Raw genomic sequence first — 16,829 nt, 5'->3', positions numbered from 1 at the left:
CGAGTCCGGGATGACATCCCGCCGCGAGGCGCCTATCTCTCGGGGATGCCACACCTGTCGCGCACCATCCTCGCCACCGTGTTCGTCCCGCCACTCTTCCCGACGCATCACCGCGCATCCGTTGAGAGTGACGGCCCGGCCAGGGACGACCCGCGCGCCCACGACGACCTTGCGGATAGGGTCAGGCGAGACTTCGCAGGCAAAGACGACACGCTCACCGACCCCTAGCAGATGCTGATCGATGGCATCGACGCCCATGAAGCGCCTGAGCGACTGCCAAGTGGCGACATCGTCAACCGCCGCAAAATGTATTCCAGCTCCCCCGCGCCGCACCCGGCGCCGGAGGACGACGTAAAGGTTTAGACCCGGCGGGGTTTCGCCCCCACCGGGGCTCCGCTATTCCGTTTCCAAACTCAGACCGACCCGAGGGACAAATCATGCGCGCCGCCACACCGACCCACAGCAACACTCTTCTCATGGATTCCGCCGAACCTTCGGGCGGCGGGGCGCTTGGCGAGCTTCCGGAATGGCGGCTCGACGACCTCTATCCAGGAATGGAGAGCGACGAGCTGGAGGCGGACTTCGACTGGCTCGAGACCGAAATCCCATCCTTCGCGGCCGACGCCAAGGGCCTGATGGCGGAAATGGATGGCGACGCGCTGGCCCGGATCCTGAGCCGCTACGAGACGATCCAGCGAAAATCCGGCCGGATCATGTCATACGCCGGACTTCTCTATCAGCAGAACACCGCCGCGCCCGAACGCGGCAAATTCTACGCCGACTGCGAGTCGAAACTGACCGATCTTTCGAATCCGCTGGTCTTTTTCTCGCTGGAATTGAATCGGATCGACGATGCGGCGCTGGAGGGCAAGCTGGCCGAAAGCCCGGCGCTGGCCCGCTATCGGCCATGGCTGGAGCGCCTGCGGAGCTTTCGTCCACACCAGCTTTCGGACGAGTTGGAGACATACCAGCACGACATGAGCCCGGTCGGCGCTTCAGCCTGGAACAAACTATTCGACGAGACCATGGCGGGCCTGGAGTTCGAGATCGAAGGCGAGGCGGAGCCGCTCAACCTCGAAGCGACGCTCAATCTTCTATCGAATCCGAAACGAGAGCGCCGCGCCGCGGGCGCCGCCGCGCTCTCGAAGGTGTTCCGCGCCAATATCGGGCTATTCGCCCGTATCACGAACACGCTCGCCAAGGAGAAGGAGATCGAGGACCGCTGGCGCAAGCTCCCGAAGCCGGAATCCGCGCGGCATCTCGCGAACCATGTCGAGCCCGAAGTGGTCGACGCGCTCCGTGACGCCGTGGTCGCCGCCTATCCTTCGATCAGCCACCGCTATTATGCGTTGAAGGCGAAATGGCTCGGCCACGACAAGCTTCAGCACTGGGATCGCAACGCGCCCTTGCCCGAAGCCGACGATCGCAAGATCCCCTGGGCCGAGGCGAAGGAAACGGTGCTGTCAGCCTATGCCGGGTTCGACCCGAAAATGGCGGAGATCGCCGCGCCGTTTTTCGAGAAGGGCTGGATCGACGCCCCGGTGAAGCCGGGAAAGGCGCCCGGCGCCTTCGCCCACCCGACCGTCACCGACGCACACCCCTATGTGATGCTCAACTATCTCGGCAAGACGCGGGACGTGATGACCCTGGCGCACGAGCTCGGTCATGGCGTCCATCAGGTGCTTGCCGCCGGGCAGGGCGAATTGCTCTCCCACACCCCGCTGACGCTGGCGGAAACCGCCTCGGTGTTTGGTGAGATGCTGACCTTCAAGAAGCTGCTCGCGGCCGCAGGGCCGGAAAGACGCCGCGCCCTCCTCGCCGGCAAGGTCGAGGACATGATCAATACGGTTGTCAGGCAGATCGCGTTCTACGAGTTCGAGCTTCGCGTCCACACCGCGCGGCGCGAGGGCGAGCTGACCCGCGAGCAGCTATGCGACATCTGGATGGGCGTGCAGCGCGAAAGTCTCGGCCCGGTCTTCGAATTCGCCGAGGGGTACGAGACCTACTGGACCTATATCCCGCATTTCATCCACTCGCCCTTCTATGTCTACGCCTACGCCTTCGGCGACGGACTGGTGAACGCGCTCTACGCCGTCTACGAGGAGGCGCCCGAGGGCTTCCAGCAGAAATATTTCGACATGCTGGCGGCTGGCGGCTCGAAACATCACAAGGCGCTGCTCGCGCCCTTCGGGCTCGACGCGACCGACCCCGCCTTCTGGGGCAAGGGGCTGGGCGTGATCTCGGCGATGATCGACGAGTTGGAGGCGATGGAAGGCTGAAGCGCCCCCCGCTGGACCGACCGATGCTGGCGCGCTAACCTCACGCCAGCTTCGAAAAGGCGCGCAAATGCCTGAGACCGGTCGGTTTTCCAATATCTACGCGCAGGGTTTCGCGCGGGTGGCGACGGCGACCCCTCGCGTCCTTGTCGGCGACCCCGCCGCCAATCTGGCGGCGACGGTCGAGATGGCCGCCAGGGCGCACGAAGCCGGCGCCGCGCTCGTCGTCTTTCCCGAACTCGGCCTTACCGGTTACGCCATAGACGACCTTCTGCAACAGGAGGTGGTGCTCAGCGGGGCGGAAAGGGCGGCGGCTGGGCTGATCGAATCTTCGGAGGCCTGGACGCCGCTTCTGTTCGCCGGATTGCCGCTGCGCGTCGCTGGTCGTCTTTACAACGTGGCGGCGGCGATCCATCGCGGGCGTCTCCTGGGGATCGTTCCGAAAACCTATCTGCCGAATTACCGCGAGTTCTACGAGCGACGGCATTTTACTTCGGGCGCCGAAGCGACGACGGACAGCGCGACGATCGCCGGTCACGAGGCGGCCTTCGGGACGGATCTGATTTTCACCGCCGAGGATTTCCCCGATATGAAGGTCGGCGTCGAGATTTGCGAGGATGTCTGGGTTCCGGTTCCACCCTCCGCCGCCGCGGCGATGGCGGGGGCGACGGTGATCGCCAATCTCTCGGCCTCCAATGTCACGGTGGGGAAATCGGATTATCGCCATGCGCTCTGCCGGGCGCAATCGGCGCGGGGCTTTTGCGCCTATCTCTATTCCGCCGCCGGGCATGGCGAATCGACCACCGATCTCGCCTGGGACGGCCACGCGATGATCTACGAGAACGGCGCGCTGATGGGCGAAACGAAGCGTTTCGCCGACGCGCCGGAGCTGCTCACCGCCGATATCGATCTCGACGTTCTGGCGCAGGAGCGGCTTCGCCATGGCTCCTTCAACGATTGCGCGGCGCTGGAAGGGCGGGCGTTCCGCCTTATCCCGTTCCGGCTCGACCCGCCCGGCGGCGATCTCGGCTTTCACCGCGCGGTGGACCGCTTTCCTTATGTGCCCGACGATGACGCCAAGCTCGATGAGCTGTGCTTCGAGGCCTACAACATCCAGGTCGCCGGGCTGGTGAAACGGCTGGAGGCGTCAGGGATCGAGCGTGTGGTGATCGGAATCTCCGGCGGGCTCGATTCGACGCAGGCGCTGCTCGTCGCGGCGCAGGCGATGGACCGGCTCGGCCGGCCGCGGACCGATATCCTCGCCTACACCCTGCCGGGCTTCGCCACATCAACGGCGACGAAGACGGCGGCCTGGGACCTGATGCGCGCGCTTGGCGTGACGGCGGAGGAGATTTCGATCGACGCCGCCTCGCGCCAGATGCTGGCGGATATCGCCCATCCGCACCGTGAAGGCGCGAGCGTCCATGATGTGACCTACGAGAACGTCCAGGCCGGGGCGCGGACCTCTCTGCTCTTCCGGCTCGCCAATCTGAAGGGCGGGCTGGTATTGGGGACCGGCGATCTTTCGGAACTCGCGCTCGGCTGGTGCACCTATGGCGTCGGCGACCAGATGAGCCATTACAACGTCAACGGTTCGGTCTCGAAAACGCTGATCCAGCACCTGATCCGCTGGGTCGCGGCGTCCGACCGGTTTGGCGAGACCGCGTCGGCGGTGCTTCTGCGCATTCTCGACACCGAAATCTCGCCCGAACTTGTGCCGGGCGATGGCGAGACGCCGGGGCAGAAGACGGAGGAGATCGTCGGGCCGTATGAATTGCAGGATTTCAATCTGTTCTGGGTCTCGCGCCATGGGCTTCGCCCGTCGAAGATCGCCTTCCTCGCCTGGCATGCCTGGCGGGACCGGGAGGCGGGGGCGTGGCCGCCGCATATGCGGGCGGAAAAGCGCAACGAATACGACCTTGCGACGATCCGGAAATGGCTCCGCGCGTTTCTCTGGCGGTTCTTCCAGACCAGCCAGTTCAAGCGCTCCGCAATGCCGAACGGCCCGAAGGTCGCCTCAGGCGGCTCACTCTCCCCGCGCGGGGACTGGAGAGCGCCCTCGGATGGCGTCGCGGCGCCCTGGATCGCCGAACTGGAGGAGAACTGCCCGGAGGAGATCTGAGCGCGTTATCGCACGCGATAAGATATCCAAGTTATTGTTATATAACTATGAATCAATTTCCATTAACCGGATTTCAACTTCTCTACAAGGTTTGGACGACCGGCGGAGTACGCCGGTGCGCTCTCTCACCGCGACGGGAAATCCATCACGGCCCGCCGCCATGGTGGAGATCTCGAGGCCCCGGCGTCTATCTGCGCCGGGCGACTCAGGGTGTTTTCGGTCGAACCGGGCTGACGACGGCCTGCCGATAGAGATGCCAGGTCGCGTGACCGAGAACCGGCAGCACGAAGATCAAGCCGATGAACAGCGTTACGACGCCCACTCCCAGCAACACCACCACGATCGCGCCCCATTGGGCGACGGATACAGGGCTTCGCAGGCTGATCCGCACCGAGGTGATGACAGCGTTCAGAACGCCGACATGGCGATCCACGAGCAGCGGAAACGAGACAAGGCTGATCGCCAGGACGAGCGCCGCGAAACAGAAACCGATCGCGACCCCGGCGATCATCATCGCCCAACCAGCGCCGGTGGTGAATACATCCTGAACGAAAGCCGGGATCGAGCTCGGCGGAGCCGGACCGAGGGTCAGATTGTAAAGCACATAGGCGGCCAGCATCCAGACGAGAAAGATGGCGGCGAGATAGACCCCGAGAACCACGATGGGGACGAATGAGGGCGATGTCATGATGTTGAACGCATCGCCCCATCCCGTCGGCAGGCCCAATTCCCGGCGACGACTCATCTCGTAGAGGCCGATGGCGGCGACCGGCCCTAGAAGGGCGAAACCGGCGATCATCGGAAAGATCAGCGGCAGGAGCGCGCTGTGGAGTGCGAACCAGGTCAGGAGAACGCCGATGAGAGGATAAATCACCACGATGAACATCACATCGGTGCGAAGAGCCATGAAATCGTCGACGCCCCTGCGCAGCGCGAGCCTGAGATCGGATGTCCTCAGGTCGCGGATCTCGATCGGCGCGGTGTCTTCGCCGACGAACTCGCCCGCGCCTTCTCCCACATGATGCGCGCCCCGACCGAGGACGCGCACCGCCCATGTAAGTGGATTGCCGATCACTTCGGCCATGACGCTATCTCCCCGCAGAAGATCGAACGAGTCAGAATTGGCTCAAGACGCCGTGCGGTTCCGGGTTCAGGCGTAGACGTATCCTACATGATTATCGCCGGCTCTTGTCATGCTCTATCGGAGTCTCACGGAGTTTTGTTCGGCCGGCGATTTCAGGCTGAGGCGTAACGAGCCTCCGGTTCTGGTTCGCGCAGGCGCTACGCGACTCGAATTCGATGAAAAGGCGATCACCGCTCCTCTTTCGGATCGGTTGATCGCCGGTCACGAGACAGTGTCGCCGCCGCCAAAGCGCGGCTAGTGCGCGTGAAACCGGACGGCGGCGCGTTCTGGCTACAGGACAACAACGGGGCCTTCGTGGTGACCGAACGGGACGGCGAGGTCGCGCTTCAGCAGTGACGGGCGGCGGAGCCGCCCGGCCACAGGACGCGATCAGCCATTCAGCTTCGCGAAGCCTTCGCCGCTTTTCGCGACCTTGCGCAACAGCGGCGAGACGGTCCAGGAGCCAGGGTCGTCGGCTGCAACGGCCTCCATATCCGCCAGCACCTTGTCGACGCCGGTGATGTCCGCGTGCATCATCGGGCCGCCGCGCCAGCGCGGGAAGCCGTAGCCGAAGATCTTGACCATATCGATGTCGAGCGGGCGGGCCGCGATTCCCTCGTCGAGGATCTGCGCGCCCTCGTTGATCAGCACCGCCATCGCCCGGCGCCGGATCGTCTCGGCGTCGAAATCACGTTTCTCGCGGCCCGCTTCCTCGGCCGCCTTCTCGATGGCGTCCTGGGTGAACGGGTCGGAGAGCGGCGTGCGGGCTCCCTTCTCGTAGCGATACCAGCCGGCGCCGGTCTTCTGACCGAAGCGCCCGGCCTCGCAAAGCCGGTCGGCCACCGTCACGTAGCGCACCTTCGGATCGCGCGTCGGGGCCAGCCGCTTGCGGTTCGCCCAGCCGATCTGAAGCCCGGCGAGATCCATGAGCTGAAATGGGCCCATCGGCATGCCGAAATCGCGGATCGCCTGGTCGATCGGCTCGATCGCGCGCATATCCTCCATCATGTAGTCGCAGACCCGCCGATAGGCGGAAAGCATGCGGTTGCCGATGAAGCCGTCGCAGACGCCGGAGAGCGCGGCGACCTTGCGCATCTTCTTCGCCAACGCGAAAGCGGTCGCCAGCACCTCGGGCGACGTTTCCGCCGCCTGCACCACCTCCACCAACCGCATGACATGGGCGGGCGAGAAGAAATGCATGCCGACGACGCGCGCCGGGTTCCTGAGCCCGGCGGCGATCTCATTCGGGTTCAGATAGGAGGTGTTGGTGGCGAGGATCGCCTCCGCCCCCATCGCCTCGTCCAGCGCGCCGAAGACCTTGCGCTTGACCTCCATGTCCTCGAACACCGCTTCGACGGCGAGGTCGGCTCCCGCGGCGGCGCCGTAATCGGCGGCGGGAGTCAACGCCGCCATCAGCTTCGCCTTGCCTTCGGCCGAGAGCCTTCCGCGTTTCACCGCCGAATCGAGATTGGTTTCGACGCGGGCGCGCCCGGCCTCGGCCGCGTCCGCGCTCATCTCGATCATCGTGACCTCGAGGCCGGCCTGTAGCAGCGAAGTGGCGATGCCGGAGCCCATCAGCCCGCCGCCGACCACCGCGACACGGGCGATCTCACGCGGCTTGGCGCCCGCGATCACCTTCGGCTTGGCGACCGCGCGCTCCGCGAAAAACGCGTGGCGGAGCGCCTTGGACTGATCCGAATCCTTCAGCACCATGAAGCCCTCACGCTCCGCCTCCAGCCCGGCGTCAAGATCGAGGCGAAAGGCGTTGCGGATGCTGTCGAAGCAGCCGAGCGGGGAGATCTGGCCCTTCGCGGCCTTCTCCACTTTTGCGCGCATCGCCGCCCATTCGGCGTCGGAGGGCGCCGGCGCGGCGGGCGCGCGGTCGATCCGGGGCGGCGTGACGCCGATGACCGAACGCGCGAATTCCTTCGCGCCTTCGGTCAGGTCGCCCTCGACCACTTTCGCCACAAGCCCCATCTCCTTCGCGCGCGCGGCGGAGACCGGGACGCCGGTGGTGATCATCTCGACCGCCGCCGCCGCGCCTACGATGCGAGGCAACCGCTGTGTGCCGCCAGCGCCCGGCAGGATGCCGAGATGAACCTCGGGCAAGCCCATCTTCGCCGTCGCCGCCGCGACGCGGTAGTGGCAGCCGAGCGCCGTCTCCAGCCCGCCGCCAAGCGCGGTGCCGTGAATGGCGGCGATCCAGGGTTTCGAGCACATCTCGATCTGGCCGACCACCTCGGTCAGGTGCGGCGCTTTCGGCGCCATGTCGAATTCGCGGATATCCGCCCCGGCGATGAAGGTGCGCCCGGCGCAGACCAGCACCGCGGCGCCGACATCCGCGGCCTCGACCGTCTTCACCGCCTCGGAAAGCCCTTCCCTGACCGCGTGCGCCAGCGCGTTGACCGGCGGATTGTCGACGGTGACGATGGCGAGATCGCCATCGATGGCGACGGAAACGGGGCTGTCGGACATTTCATTTCTCCCGGAGGGTCGATCATCTGCGCGCAAGCTAACCATCTCGTCCGATGGCGCCTAGGGGCGCAGGCCTCTCGGGCCGCCCTTTCGGGCTCAGAGCCCGACGGCGGCGAAGGCGTCGGCGACCTCGTCGATGCGGGACTCGTTCAGCCCGGCGACATTCATCCGGCCGTCGCCGATGATGTAGACGCCGTGATCCTCGCGCAGCGCCTTGACCTGGGCCGGCGTCGCGTCGACCAGGCTGAACATGCCGCGATGCCGGGCGATGAAGTCGAAACGGTCGGAATTGGTGCGCGCGCGCAGGGATTCCGCCAGCGCCGCGCGAAGCGTCAGCATCCGACCGCGCATCGCGGCGATCTCGCTCTCCCACTCGGCGCGGAGCGCGGGGTCGGCTAAGATCGTGCGGACGACCGCCGCCCCGTGGTCGGGCGGCATCGAGATCGATATCCGCATCAGCGTCTTGAGGTTCGCCTCCACCGCCCGCGCCGCCGCCGGCGTCTCGGCCAGGACCACGGCGCAGCCGGTCCGCTCGCGATAGAGCGCGAAATTCTTCGAACAGGAGGCGGCGATCAGCATCTCGGGCGCCCGCGCCGCCATGTGGCGAAGCCCGGACGTATCCTCGGCCAACCCGTCGCCGAACCCCTGATAGGCGATGTCGACCAGCGGCGTGAAACCCTGCGCGAGCGCCATCTCGGTCAGCGCGGCCCATTCCGCGGCGCTGAAATTCGCGCCCGTCGGATTGTGACAGCAGCCGTGGATCAACACCATGTCGCCGGATTTCGCCGCCTTCAGATCGGCCGCCATCCGTTCGAAATCCACTGCGCCGGTCGAGGTGTCGAAATAGGCGTAATCGCGGGTTTTCAGTCCGACCCCCTCGGCGATGGCGCGGTGGTTCGGCCAGGTCGGGGACGAGAGCCAGATCGTCGCGCCCGGCGCTGCGGACGCCGCGAGGCTCATCAGCATCCAGAGTGCGCCGCTTCCGCCCGGAGTCTGGATCGACGCGAGCCGTTCGACCGGCGCCGCGTCCCCCAGCACCAGATCGATCATCGCGGCGGAAAACGCGACATCGCCAAGAAGCCCAAGATAGGTCTTCGTCTCCTGCGTTTCGAGCAGCCGGGCCTCGGCGCGCTTCACCGCCTTCGGAATCACCGTCAGGCCGGCGTCGTTCCGATAGACGCCGACGCCAAGATCGATCTTGCGCTCCCGCGGATCGGCGCGAAAATCCGCTGCGAGTTGCAGGATCGGATCGGCGGGCGAGGGCTGAAGGTTTGCGAACATGGGCCGGACTCCTGAATCTCGCCGGAACTAGCCCCAAATCGCGTGCGGGATCAATCTGCGTCTCTTTACTGGAATGAAGTGGTCCGAGGCTTTAAGTCTCCGAGCCGAAAGATTGACCGGGAAGGAAGCTACCATGAAATATCTCGTCAGCGGCGGCGCCGTCTGGGCGCTCGCGCCGGAAGGGGGCGCGGCGGTCAATCTCAGCGTGCTGGACCCGGCTTTCGGCGCCGACATGATGGGACCGATCGGCCTTGGCCGCGACGAGGCGATGACCCGCGCGGCGCGGCTGATGAAGGGCGCGCCGCGCGTCGATATCGCCGATCTGCGACCTGAAATGCCGGTCGCCCGGCCGGGCAAGATCCTTTGCCTCGGGCACAACTACGTCGATCACATCAAGGAAGGCGGTTACGAGATTCCCGAGCATCCGGCGATCTTCGTCCGCACGCTGACCTCAATGACCGCCGCCGAGGGGCCGATGGTGCGCCCGAAGGCGTCGGAGCGGTTCGATTTCGAAGTCGAGCTGATGATCGTCATCGGCAAGGCCGGCCGCGCAATCCCGGAGGAAAAGGCGCTCGAGCACATTTTCGGCTACACGGTATTCAACGACGGCTCTCTCCGCGACTATCAGCGCCGCTCGCACCAGTGGACGCCCGGCAAGAATTTCGACCGGACCGGACCGGTCGGCCCGGTGGTGACGGATGCGGGGGAACTGGGCGACGCAGGCGATCTGCGGATCGAGAGCCGGCTCAACGGTCAGGTCATGCAGAGCGCGACGACGAAGGACATGATGTGGCCGGTTCCCGCGATCATCAGGGTGATGAGCGAATTTTCAACGCTGGAGCCGGGCGACATGATTGCGACTGGCACGCCACCGGGCGTCGGCCACGCCCGAAAACCGCCGGTCTTCATGGCGCCTGGCGACGTGATCGAATGCGAGATCGAGGGGATCGGGATCTGCCGCAACACGATAACCGACGAGGCCTGAGATGCAGGTCGAAGCGCAGGCGATCCCCGAGGTCAAGCTGATCATTCCGGCGCGCTTCGGGGATTCGCGCGGTTGGTTTTCGGAGACCTGGAGCGCCAGCCGGATGGCGGCGAACGGGCTGAACCACGACTTCGTGCAGGACAATCACTCGCTCTCCGCCCAGATCTACACCCTGCGCGGCCTGCACTATCAGGCTCCGCCCTTCGCGCAGACGAAGCTGGTGCGCGTCGCCAGCGGGCGGGTGCTCGACGTTGCGGTAGATGTCAGGCCCAAATCGGAGACCTTTCTGAAGTGGGTGGCGGTGGAGCTGACCGCGGCGGCGGGAGAACAGCTTCTGGTGCCGAAGGGATTTCTGCACGGGTTCCTGACGCTGGAGCCAAGGACCGAGGTGCTCTACAAAGTCGATGCGCCCTATTCCGGCGAGGCGGACGGCGCTATCCGCTTCGACGACCCGACGATCGGCGTCGACTGGGGCGTGGACCCCGCGAACATCGTGATATCCGAGAAGGATGCTGCAGCGCCGTATTTCACCGACTGGAGCAATCCGTTCGAAGGCTGGTCCGGGGACGAGCCATGACGGCGCGCGCGAAGATACTTGTCACCGGGGGCTGCGGCTTCATCGGCTCGGCGGTGGTGCGCCGCGCGCTCGAAAAGGGCCACGCGGTCATCAATGTCGACAAGCTGACCTACGCCGCCAATCCCGCCAACCTGCCCGGGGCGGAGGAGAACCCGGCTTACGCCTTCGCGCGCGTCGATATCTGCGACCGCGCCGCGATCGACGCGGTCTTCGCCGCACACCGGCCCGATCTCGTCATGCATCTGGCGGCGGAAAGCCATGTCGACCGTTCGATCGACGGGCCGGCGGATTTCATCCAGACCAACATGGTCGGAACCTTCACGCTACTGGAGGCGGCGCGCGCCCATTGGTCCGGTCTTTCAAGCAACGCCGGGGCCCCGTTCCGCTTTCACCACATCTCGACCGACGAGGTTTACGGCGCGCTCGGACCGGAGGGAAAATTCACGGAGACGACGCCTTACGCGCCGTCTTCGCCCTATTCGGCGTCTAAGGCCGGCTCGGACCATCTCGTCCGCGCGTGGGGCGAGACTTACGGACTGCCGGTCGTCGTCACCAATTGTTCGAACAATTACGGACCATACCATTTCCCCGAGAAGCTGATCCCGCTGATGATTCTCAACGCCCTCGCCGGCGCGCCGCTGCCAGTCTACGGGCGGGGCGAGAACGTGCGCGACTGGCTCTATGTCGAGGATCACGCCGAGGCGCTGCTGCTGGTGGCGCAGGAAGGCCGCGTCGGCGAAACCTATAATATCGGCGGCGACGCCGAAGCGCGGAACATCGACATCGTCCGCGCCATCTGCGCCATCCTCGACGATCTGCGCCCCGCAGGCGCGCCGCATGACCGCCTGATCGATTTCGTCGCGGACCGGCCCGGCCATGATTTCCGCTACGCCATCGATGCGTCGAAGATCCGCGCCGAACTCGGCTGGCGCCCCTCCGTCACGCTGGAGGAGGGGCTGCGCCGCACCGTCGAATGGTATCTTTCGAACGAGGATTGGTGGCGCGCGATTCTTGCGCGAACCGACGCGCAGGCGCGGCGGGGTCTGGCGTGAGAGTCCTGATGTTCGGCCGCACCGGTCAGGTGGCGCGTGAAGTCATCCGCCGCGACGGCGATGTCGCGATCACCGCGCTCGGACGCGCGGATGTCGATCTTTCCGAGCCAAAAGCCGCCGAGGAGGCGGTGTTGGCGGCGGATGTCGACGCGGTTCTGAACGCCGCGGCCTGGACCGATGTCGACGGCGCCGAGGCGGAGGAGGCGGCGGCGGCGCGAATCAACGCCGACGCCCCCGCCGCCATCGCCCGCGCGGCGGCGAAGCGCGGCCTGCCGTTCCTGCATATCTCCACCGACTACGTTTTCGACGGCGCCGGGACGACGCCCTGGCGCGAAGGCGACCGGCCGGCGCCGAAAAGCGCGTATGGCCGCACCAAGCTCAAGGGCGAGCAGGCGGTCGCGGCGGCGGCCGGCCCGCATGTCGTCCTGCGCACCGCCTGGGTCTTTTCCTCACATGGAAAGAACTTCGTAAAGACGATGCTTCGGGTCGGCGCCGGGCGCGACCGACTGACCGTGGTCGACGATCAGGTCGGCGGACCGACGCCGGCCGCCGCCATCGCTGAGGCCTGTCTCGATATCCTCGCCGCGCATCACGCCGGGCGCGGTGTCTCCGGCGTCTTTCATTTCGCCGGGGCGCCTGCGGTGAGCTGGCGGGGCTTCGCCGAGGCGATCTTCGAGGAAGCCGGGATGGACGTGGATGTCGCGCCGATCGCCACGGAGGACTGGCCGACGCCGGCCGAGCGGCCGCTCAATTCCCGGCTCGACTGCGCCGCGATCAGGGCCGCCTACGGGATCGTGCAACCGGACTGGCGCGCCGGGTTGAGGGACGTGCTGAAGGAGCTGAAATCATGACACGCAAGGGAATCGTGCTCGCCGGCGGCTCGGGCACAAGGCTTTACCCGCTCACGCTATCGGTCTCGAAGCAGCTTCTGCCGATTTATGACAAGCCGATGATCTATTATCCGCTTTCGGTGCTGATGCTGGCCGGAACGCGCGATGTCGCGATCATCACCACGCCGCATGATCAGGCGCAGTTTCAGCGGCTTCTTGGCGACGGCGCGCAATGGGGGATGCGGCTCGAATATATCGTTCAGCCCAGCCCGGACGGGCTGGCGCAGGCCTATCTGCTGGCCGAGGATTTTCTCGGCGGGGCCGGCTCGGCGATGGTGCTCGGCGACAACATCTTCTACGGCGACGGCCTGCCCGCGCTTCTGGCCCGCGCCGGCGCGCAGGAGGCCGGAGGCGCCGTCTTCGGCTACCGCGTCGCAGACCCGGAGCGCTACGGCGTCGTCGATTTCGACGCCGAGGGGCGCGCGGTCTCCATTGTCGAAAAGCCTGAGAAGCCGCGTTCGCGCTACGCCGTCACCGGGCTCTACTTCCTCGACTCGGAAGCGCCGGCGCGGGCGCGGGCGGTGAAGCCCTCCGCGCGGGGCGAGCTGGAGATCGTGACGCTGCTGGAGAGCTATCTGCGCGAAGGCGCGCTTACGGTCGAGCGCATGGGCCGGGGCTACGCCTGGCTCGACACCGGCACGCATGACAGCCTGATCGAGGCGGCGGAGTTCGTCCGCACCATCGAGCGGCGGCAGGGGCTGAAGATCGGCTGTCCAGAAGAAATCGCCTTCGATCAGGGCTGGATCGACGCCGTGGCTCTGCGCGCACTCGCCGAGCCGCTACTGAAAACGGAATACGGCCGCTACCTGATGCGGCTGGCGGACTGAAGCCGGCGCGCCGAATCCGTTCACTTTCCTGCGTCCATCGCCGCGCCCAGAACCCGCGCCGTCCAGCTCTTCGCGTCTGGGCTGACATGGATCGGCAGCGCGTTCGGCATCGGCCAGAGTCGGGGCGCGACGGCGACGAATTCCTGAGCCGCCCGCCAGAGCCCGCCGTGACAGACGATCAGCACGCCCGGCTCGCTCGCCGCGCGCGCCAGCGCCGCCCAGGCGCGGGCGGCGAAAACCGCGAAGGTCTCGCCACCGGGCGGGTCCCAGCGTTTCTCGAAATACTCGCTCACGTTCTCGCCGCGCGGCTTGCCCTGCAATTCGCCGGCGTGAAATTCCATCAGTTCGGGGTCGAAACTGATTTCGGCGCCCGTGGTCTCGGCCACAGCCTCGGCGGTGTGGCGCGCGCGCGAAAGCGGGCTGGAGACTATGCGCGTAACCTGCTCGCGCGCCATGATCGCCGCCGCGTTCGCCGCCTGACGCCGGCCGAGATCGGAAAGCGGGGCGTCGAGCTGGCCCTGCGTCTTGCCGATGGCGTTCCATGTGGTTTCGCCGTGGCGAAGGAAATAGAATGGATGTTCGAATGCCATGCCGCGCCCCTCCAGCGTTCGTTGGAAAAAGCCGCACCAGCGCAGAAATCGCAAGAGGACAGATCAGCCCATGACGATAACGCCCACTCTCGACGATATCGGCGGCTACAGCATGTTCGAGCCTGTCACCCTCCGCTTTTCGGATCAGGATGCGATGGGACATGTGAACAATGTCGCCTACGCCGCGCTTTTCGAATCCGGCCGGCTCGCTCTTCTGACCGATCTTCTCGCCGGGCTCGACGACCGGAAACTGGGCTACGTTCTCGCCAATCTCACCATCGATTACCGGAAGGAGATGCATTTTCCCGGCGCGGTGCAGGTTGGCGGCCGGCTGCTGCGGGTCGGCGAAAAATCCTTGACGACGGGCTATGGCGCCTTCCTGAACGGCGTCTGCCACGCCACGGCGACCAGCGTGAATGTCTGCTTCGACATCGAGACGCGGCGCGCGCGTCCCTTTCCCGCCGAGATCCGCGCGGCGCTGCTGGCCAGGATCGACGGTTGACCGGGCGCCGCGACGGCGAGGGCGGAGCGCACGCGGATGCGAGGGTCGGAAAACCGGATGAGCAGAGGGGCTGACGCGCCCGCAACCGGCGTTCTGAATAACATCGGATCACTTCAAATGATGATCGATGCGCCGAACCCCCTGCGCATCTATTTTGTAGCCAACAACCCTGATATCGCCGCTGATAACATATTCAGAGGGTTCGATCCGGACCGGGACTATATCTGCCAGTACAACTTCTGCATTTTCAATGACGTGCTGAGGCGGCGCGCCAGGAACCTGCTCTACTTCTTTTCGCTGGCCGCCTCGGGCGTTCCCTACGGATTCGCCGAGACGGGCGAGCCGCTCGGCGCGTTTCACCCGCCATCCGGCGGCTCGACAGGATTCTTCATAAGGCATGAAGGCGCCGTCACGCCGGATTATCTGGACGCGAACGGCGCGCACCGCACCGCGCATATGACCATTTCTCTGCTCGACCCATCATTCGTCAACGACCGCGTTCACCGCCTCGGCCCGCAGCATCAGCCTTCCGCCGGGCTCACATCGGTCGCATTGATGGTCCTGATCAATTACTGGCGCATGGCCCGGAGCAGGGCGCCGCACCGGCTCATACTGCACGGGTTTACCGGGGTCTATCCAAACGGCAACCCGTTCATTCACGATTTCGACAAGGAACGCGCGTTCTATGAAAGCCATCCGGATGTATATTGTCTGACGCCGACCGGTGAGCAGGCGTTCGCGCCGAGCCCCGGCGGGGCCGATGGTATTCTGGCGACGGCGTTGCGGCGGCGGTTCTCCGACCGCTACGATTTCACCGCCGCGTCGAAGTCGAAACTGATCGCCGACCTCGCCGAAACATTCTACCACGTAGGTGATTTCCCGGCGTTTCAGCGCCTGATCCAGGCCTCGATCTCATTGAACCCGAAGCAGGGAAACCGCGAGGTCGGACTGATGATCCGGGGGTTGGCTGCGGCCGGGAAGGTCGCGGAGGGGGCCGACCTCGAGGCCACCCGATCGCGGACAGCCGCGCGCGCAAGAGCGATCGACGAGAAATGGGCGTCGGGCAAGTTGAAATGGGCGCCGCTGAACGCGCCCGCGCTTGCATCGCAGGAAGCCGAGTATGTGTTCAGATCGGATAAGCGGCCACGGATGCTTGTCCTGAACGAAACTTCGCGACTGGGCTTCAACCGAAAGCATCTCGGCTGCGTCAGCGTCAGCAAGGCGCTGGTCAGGATGCTGCGGGCGCATGGCATGGAATATGCCGGCTGGGCGAACAGCGCGGCCGGGCTGAACGAAGTGCTGGCGGCCGACCCGGCGCGGGATTTCGACGCGGTGCTGCTGAACGGCGAGGGCACGTTTCACGGCGACGCCGCGCGCGCCATCGAGCTTGCGATGGCGGCGCGGCAGATGAAGGCCGCCGGAAAGAAAGTGTTCCTCATCAACAGCGTATGGGAGCGGAACGGGCGGTTTCTCGAGGAAATCTGCGCGGATTTCGACCTTATCGCGCTTCGCGAATCTGGCTCGCTCCGGGCTGCGCCGGGCCTCGGCGCGCGGATGCGGATGACGCCCGACCTGGCATGGATCACGCCACCGGTCGCCGGTGAGGGCGCGCAGCGGGAGGGGTGCGCGGTGATCGATTCAGTCGTGCCGGAAACCGCCGAGGCGCTGGGACGGCTCGCCGCGGCGAACGCGCTCGAATTTCGGGCGATGAGCGGGCTGCACCGCAGCTTCGCCGCCGCGGTGCGGGCCGACCATCCGTTGAAATCCATCCCGACTGCGCTGTCCGACCCTGACCTTGCGCGCTTCGGCTGCTGGATCACCGGCAGGTTTCATGGCCTGATCCTCGCGCTGGTGAACCACGCGCCCGCCGTCGCGATTCCGTCCAACACAGCGAAGATCGAGCATATGCTCGACGATATCGGGCTGGCGGACAAGATCTGCCCGGTCGATGAAATCCATGAAGGCGCGAGGACGAGCCAGATCGCGGGATCGCTGCGCGAACGGCTGATCTATTCCCCCTCGGACTGGGAGAAAGTGGCGCGCTACCAGTCCCGCGCCACGGTCGAGATCGACCGGCTCTTCGCGGATATGCGCCGGCTGCTGGCGTAGGCCGGCCGGGCGCGCGTTGA

At 65.8% G+C, this 16,829-nt stretch carries 13 protein-coding genes; 9 read left to right on the top strand and 4 right to left on the bottom strand.

Going from position 1 to position 16,829, the window contains the following annotated elements; translation table 11 throughout:
- Window positions 1-437 precede the first annotated feature (437 nt).
- Both G5B40_RS13170 and G5B40_RS13165 read left to right on the top strand, forming a co-directional pair.
- Complete coding sequence (locus G5B40_RS13170) at window positions 438-2,279, top strand: M3 family oligoendopeptidase (RefSeq protein ID WP_425500062.1); 1,842 nt, start codon at window positions 438-440, stop codon at window positions 2,277-2,279.
- 67 nt (window positions 2,280-2,346) lie between these two features.
- Window positions 2,347-4,398: an NAD(+) synthase gene (locus G5B40_RS13165; protein WP_165099425.1), complete on the top strand. Its 2,052-nt coding sequence runs from the start codon at window positions 2,347-2,349 to the stop codon at window positions 4,396-4,398.
- A gap of 205 nt (window positions 4,399-4,603) precedes the next feature.
- Here G5B40_RS13165 and G5B40_RS13160 read toward each other — a convergent pair whose 3' ends face one another.
- The 3 genes from G5B40_RS13160 to G5B40_RS13150 form a co-directional block, all read right to left on the bottom strand.
- On the bottom strand, window positions 4,604-5,482 hold the full coding sequence (locus G5B40_RS13160; RefSeq protein WP_165099422.1) for a DUF2189 domain-containing protein: 879 nt from the start codon (window positions 5,480-5,482) through the stop codon (window positions 4,604-4,606).
- Between the two features lie 429 nt (window positions 5,483-5,911).
- A complete protein-coding gene (locus G5B40_RS13155) occupies window positions 5,912-7,996 on the bottom strand; it encodes a 3-hydroxyacyl-CoA dehydrogenase NAD-binding domain-containing protein (RefSeq protein ID WP_165099419.1) in 2,085 nt (694 codons plus the stop codon).
- Between the two features lie 96 nt (window positions 7,997-8,092).
- Complete coding sequence (locus G5B40_RS13150) at window positions 8,093-9,277, bottom strand: amino acid aminotransferase (RefSeq protein WP_165099417.1); 1,185 nt, start codon at window positions 9,275-9,277, stop codon at window positions 8,093-8,095.
- Between the two features lie 133 nt (window positions 9,278-9,410).
- Between G5B40_RS13150 and G5B40_RS13145 the strand changes: the two genes are divergently transcribed.
- The 5 genes from G5B40_RS13145 to rfbA are packed head-to-tail and all read left to right on the top strand — an operon-like array spanning window position 9,411 to window position 13,608.
- Window positions 9,411-10,262, top strand: coding sequence for a fumarylacetoacetate hydrolase family protein (locus G5B40_RS13145; protein WP_165099415.1), 852 nt, complete (start codon window positions 9,411-9,413; stop codon window positions 10,260-10,262).
- A gap of 1 nt (window position 10,263) precedes the next feature.
- Window positions 10,264-10,839, top strand: a complete 576-nt coding sequence (gene rfbC / locus G5B40_RS13140; RefSeq protein WP_165099413.1) for a dTDP-4-dehydrorhamnose 3,5-epimerase — start codon at window positions 10,264-10,266, stop codon at window positions 10,837-10,839.
- Window positions 10,836-11,891: a dTDP-glucose 4,6-dehydratase gene (gene rfbB / locus G5B40_RS13135; RefSeq protein ID WP_165099411.1), complete on the top strand. Its 1,056-nt coding sequence runs from the start codon at window positions 10,836-10,838 to the stop codon at window positions 11,889-11,891. Before rfbC ends, rfbB begins: the two co-directional genes overlap by 4 nt.
- A complete protein-coding gene (gene rfbD / locus G5B40_RS13130) occupies window positions 11,888-12,742 on the top strand; it encodes a dTDP-4-dehydrorhamnose reductase (protein ID WP_246209504.1) in 855 nt (284 codons plus the stop codon). The genes rfbB and rfbD overlap by 4 nt, the downstream gene beginning before the upstream one ends.
- Window positions 12,739-13,608, top strand: a complete 870-nt coding sequence (gene rfbA / locus G5B40_RS13125) for a glucose-1-phosphate thymidylyltransferase RfbA (RefSeq protein ID WP_165099405.1) — start codon at window positions 12,739-12,741, stop codon at window positions 13,606-13,608. The genes rfbD and rfbA overlap by 4 nt, the downstream gene beginning before the upstream one ends.
- Before the next feature lie 20 nt (window positions 13,609-13,628).
- On the opposite strand, the gene G5B40_RS13120 is transcribed toward rfbA, so the two are convergent.
- A complete protein-coding gene (locus G5B40_RS13120) occupies window positions 13,629-14,198 on the bottom strand; it encodes a histidine phosphatase family protein (RefSeq protein ID WP_165099402.1) in 570 nt (189 codons plus the stop codon).
- Window positions 14,199-14,268: 70 nt separating this feature from the next.
- Here G5B40_RS13120 and G5B40_RS13115 point away from each other — a divergent pair, with 70 nt between their 5' ends.
- Window positions 14,269-14,700, top strand: coding sequence for an acyl-CoA thioesterase (locus tag G5B40_RS13115; RefSeq protein ID WP_165099399.1), 432 nt, complete (start codon window positions 14,269-14,271; stop codon window positions 14,698-14,700).
- A gap of 117 nt (window positions 14,701-14,817) precedes the next feature.
- Window positions 14,818-16,809 (top strand): polysaccharide pyruvyl transferase family protein, encoded by a 1,992-nt coding sequence (locus G5B40_RS13110; protein ID WP_165099396.1) that lies wholly within the window; start codon window positions 14,818-14,820, stop codon window positions 16,807-16,809.
- Window positions 16,810-16,829 lie beyond the last annotated feature (20 nt).

It is taken from the genome of Pikeienuella piscinae (assembly GCF_011044155.1).
Lineage (GTDB): Bacteria > Pseudomonadota > Alphaproteobacteria > Rhodobacterales > Rhodobacteraceae > Pikeienuella > Pikeienuella piscinae.
The sequence above is the reverse complement of the archived record's forward strand: the minus strand, read 5'-3'. Positions and strand labels throughout refer to the sequence as shown.

Bases quoted from the DNA above. Each gene is read 5' to 3' on its own strand.
- G5B40_RS13170 (WP_425500062.1), top strand. From the start codon at position 438: ATGCGCGCCGCCACACCGACCCACAGCAACACTCTTCTCATGGATTCC.
- G5B40_RS13165 (WP_165099425.1), top strand. From the start codon at position 2,347: ATGCCTGAGACCGGTCGGTTTTCCAATATCTACGCGCAGGGTTTCGCG.
- G5B40_RS13160 (WP_165099422.1), bottom strand. From the start codon at position 5,482: ATGGCCGAAGTGATCGGCAATCCACTTACATGGGCGGTGCGCGTCCTC.
- G5B40_RS13155 (WP_165099419.1), bottom strand. From the start codon at position 7,996: ATGTCCGACAGCCCCGTTTCCGTCGCCATCGATGGCGATCTCGCCATC.
- G5B40_RS13150 (WP_165099417.1), bottom strand. From the start codon at position 9,277: ATGTTCGCAAACCTTCAGCCCTCGCCCGCCGATCCGATCCTGCAACTC.
- G5B40_RS13145 (WP_165099415.1), top strand. From the start codon at position 9,411: ATGAAATATCTCGTCAGCGGCGGCGCCGTCTGGGCGCTCGCGCCGGAA.
- rfbC (WP_165099413.1), top strand. From the start codon at position 10,264: ATGCAGGTCGAAGCGCAGGCGATCCCCGAGGTCAAGCTGATCATTCCG.
- rfbB (WP_165099411.1), top strand. From the start codon at position 10,836: ATGACGGCGCGCGCGAAGATACTTGTCACCGGGGGCTGCGGCTTCATC.
- rfbA (WP_165099405.1), top strand. From the start codon at position 12,739: ATGACACGCAAGGGAATCGTGCTCGCCGGCGGCTCGGGCACAAGGCTT.
- G5B40_RS13120 (WP_165099402.1), bottom strand. From the start codon at position 14,198: ATGGCATTCGAACATCCATTCTATTTCCTTCGCCACGGCGAAACCACA.
- G5B40_RS13115 (WP_165099399.1), top strand. From the start codon at position 14,269: ATGACGATAACGCCCACTCTCGACGATATCGGCGGCTACAGCATGTTC.
- G5B40_RS13110 (WP_165099396.1), top strand. From the start codon at position 14,818: ATGATGATCGATGCGCCGAACCCCCTGCGCATCTATTTTGTAGCCAAC.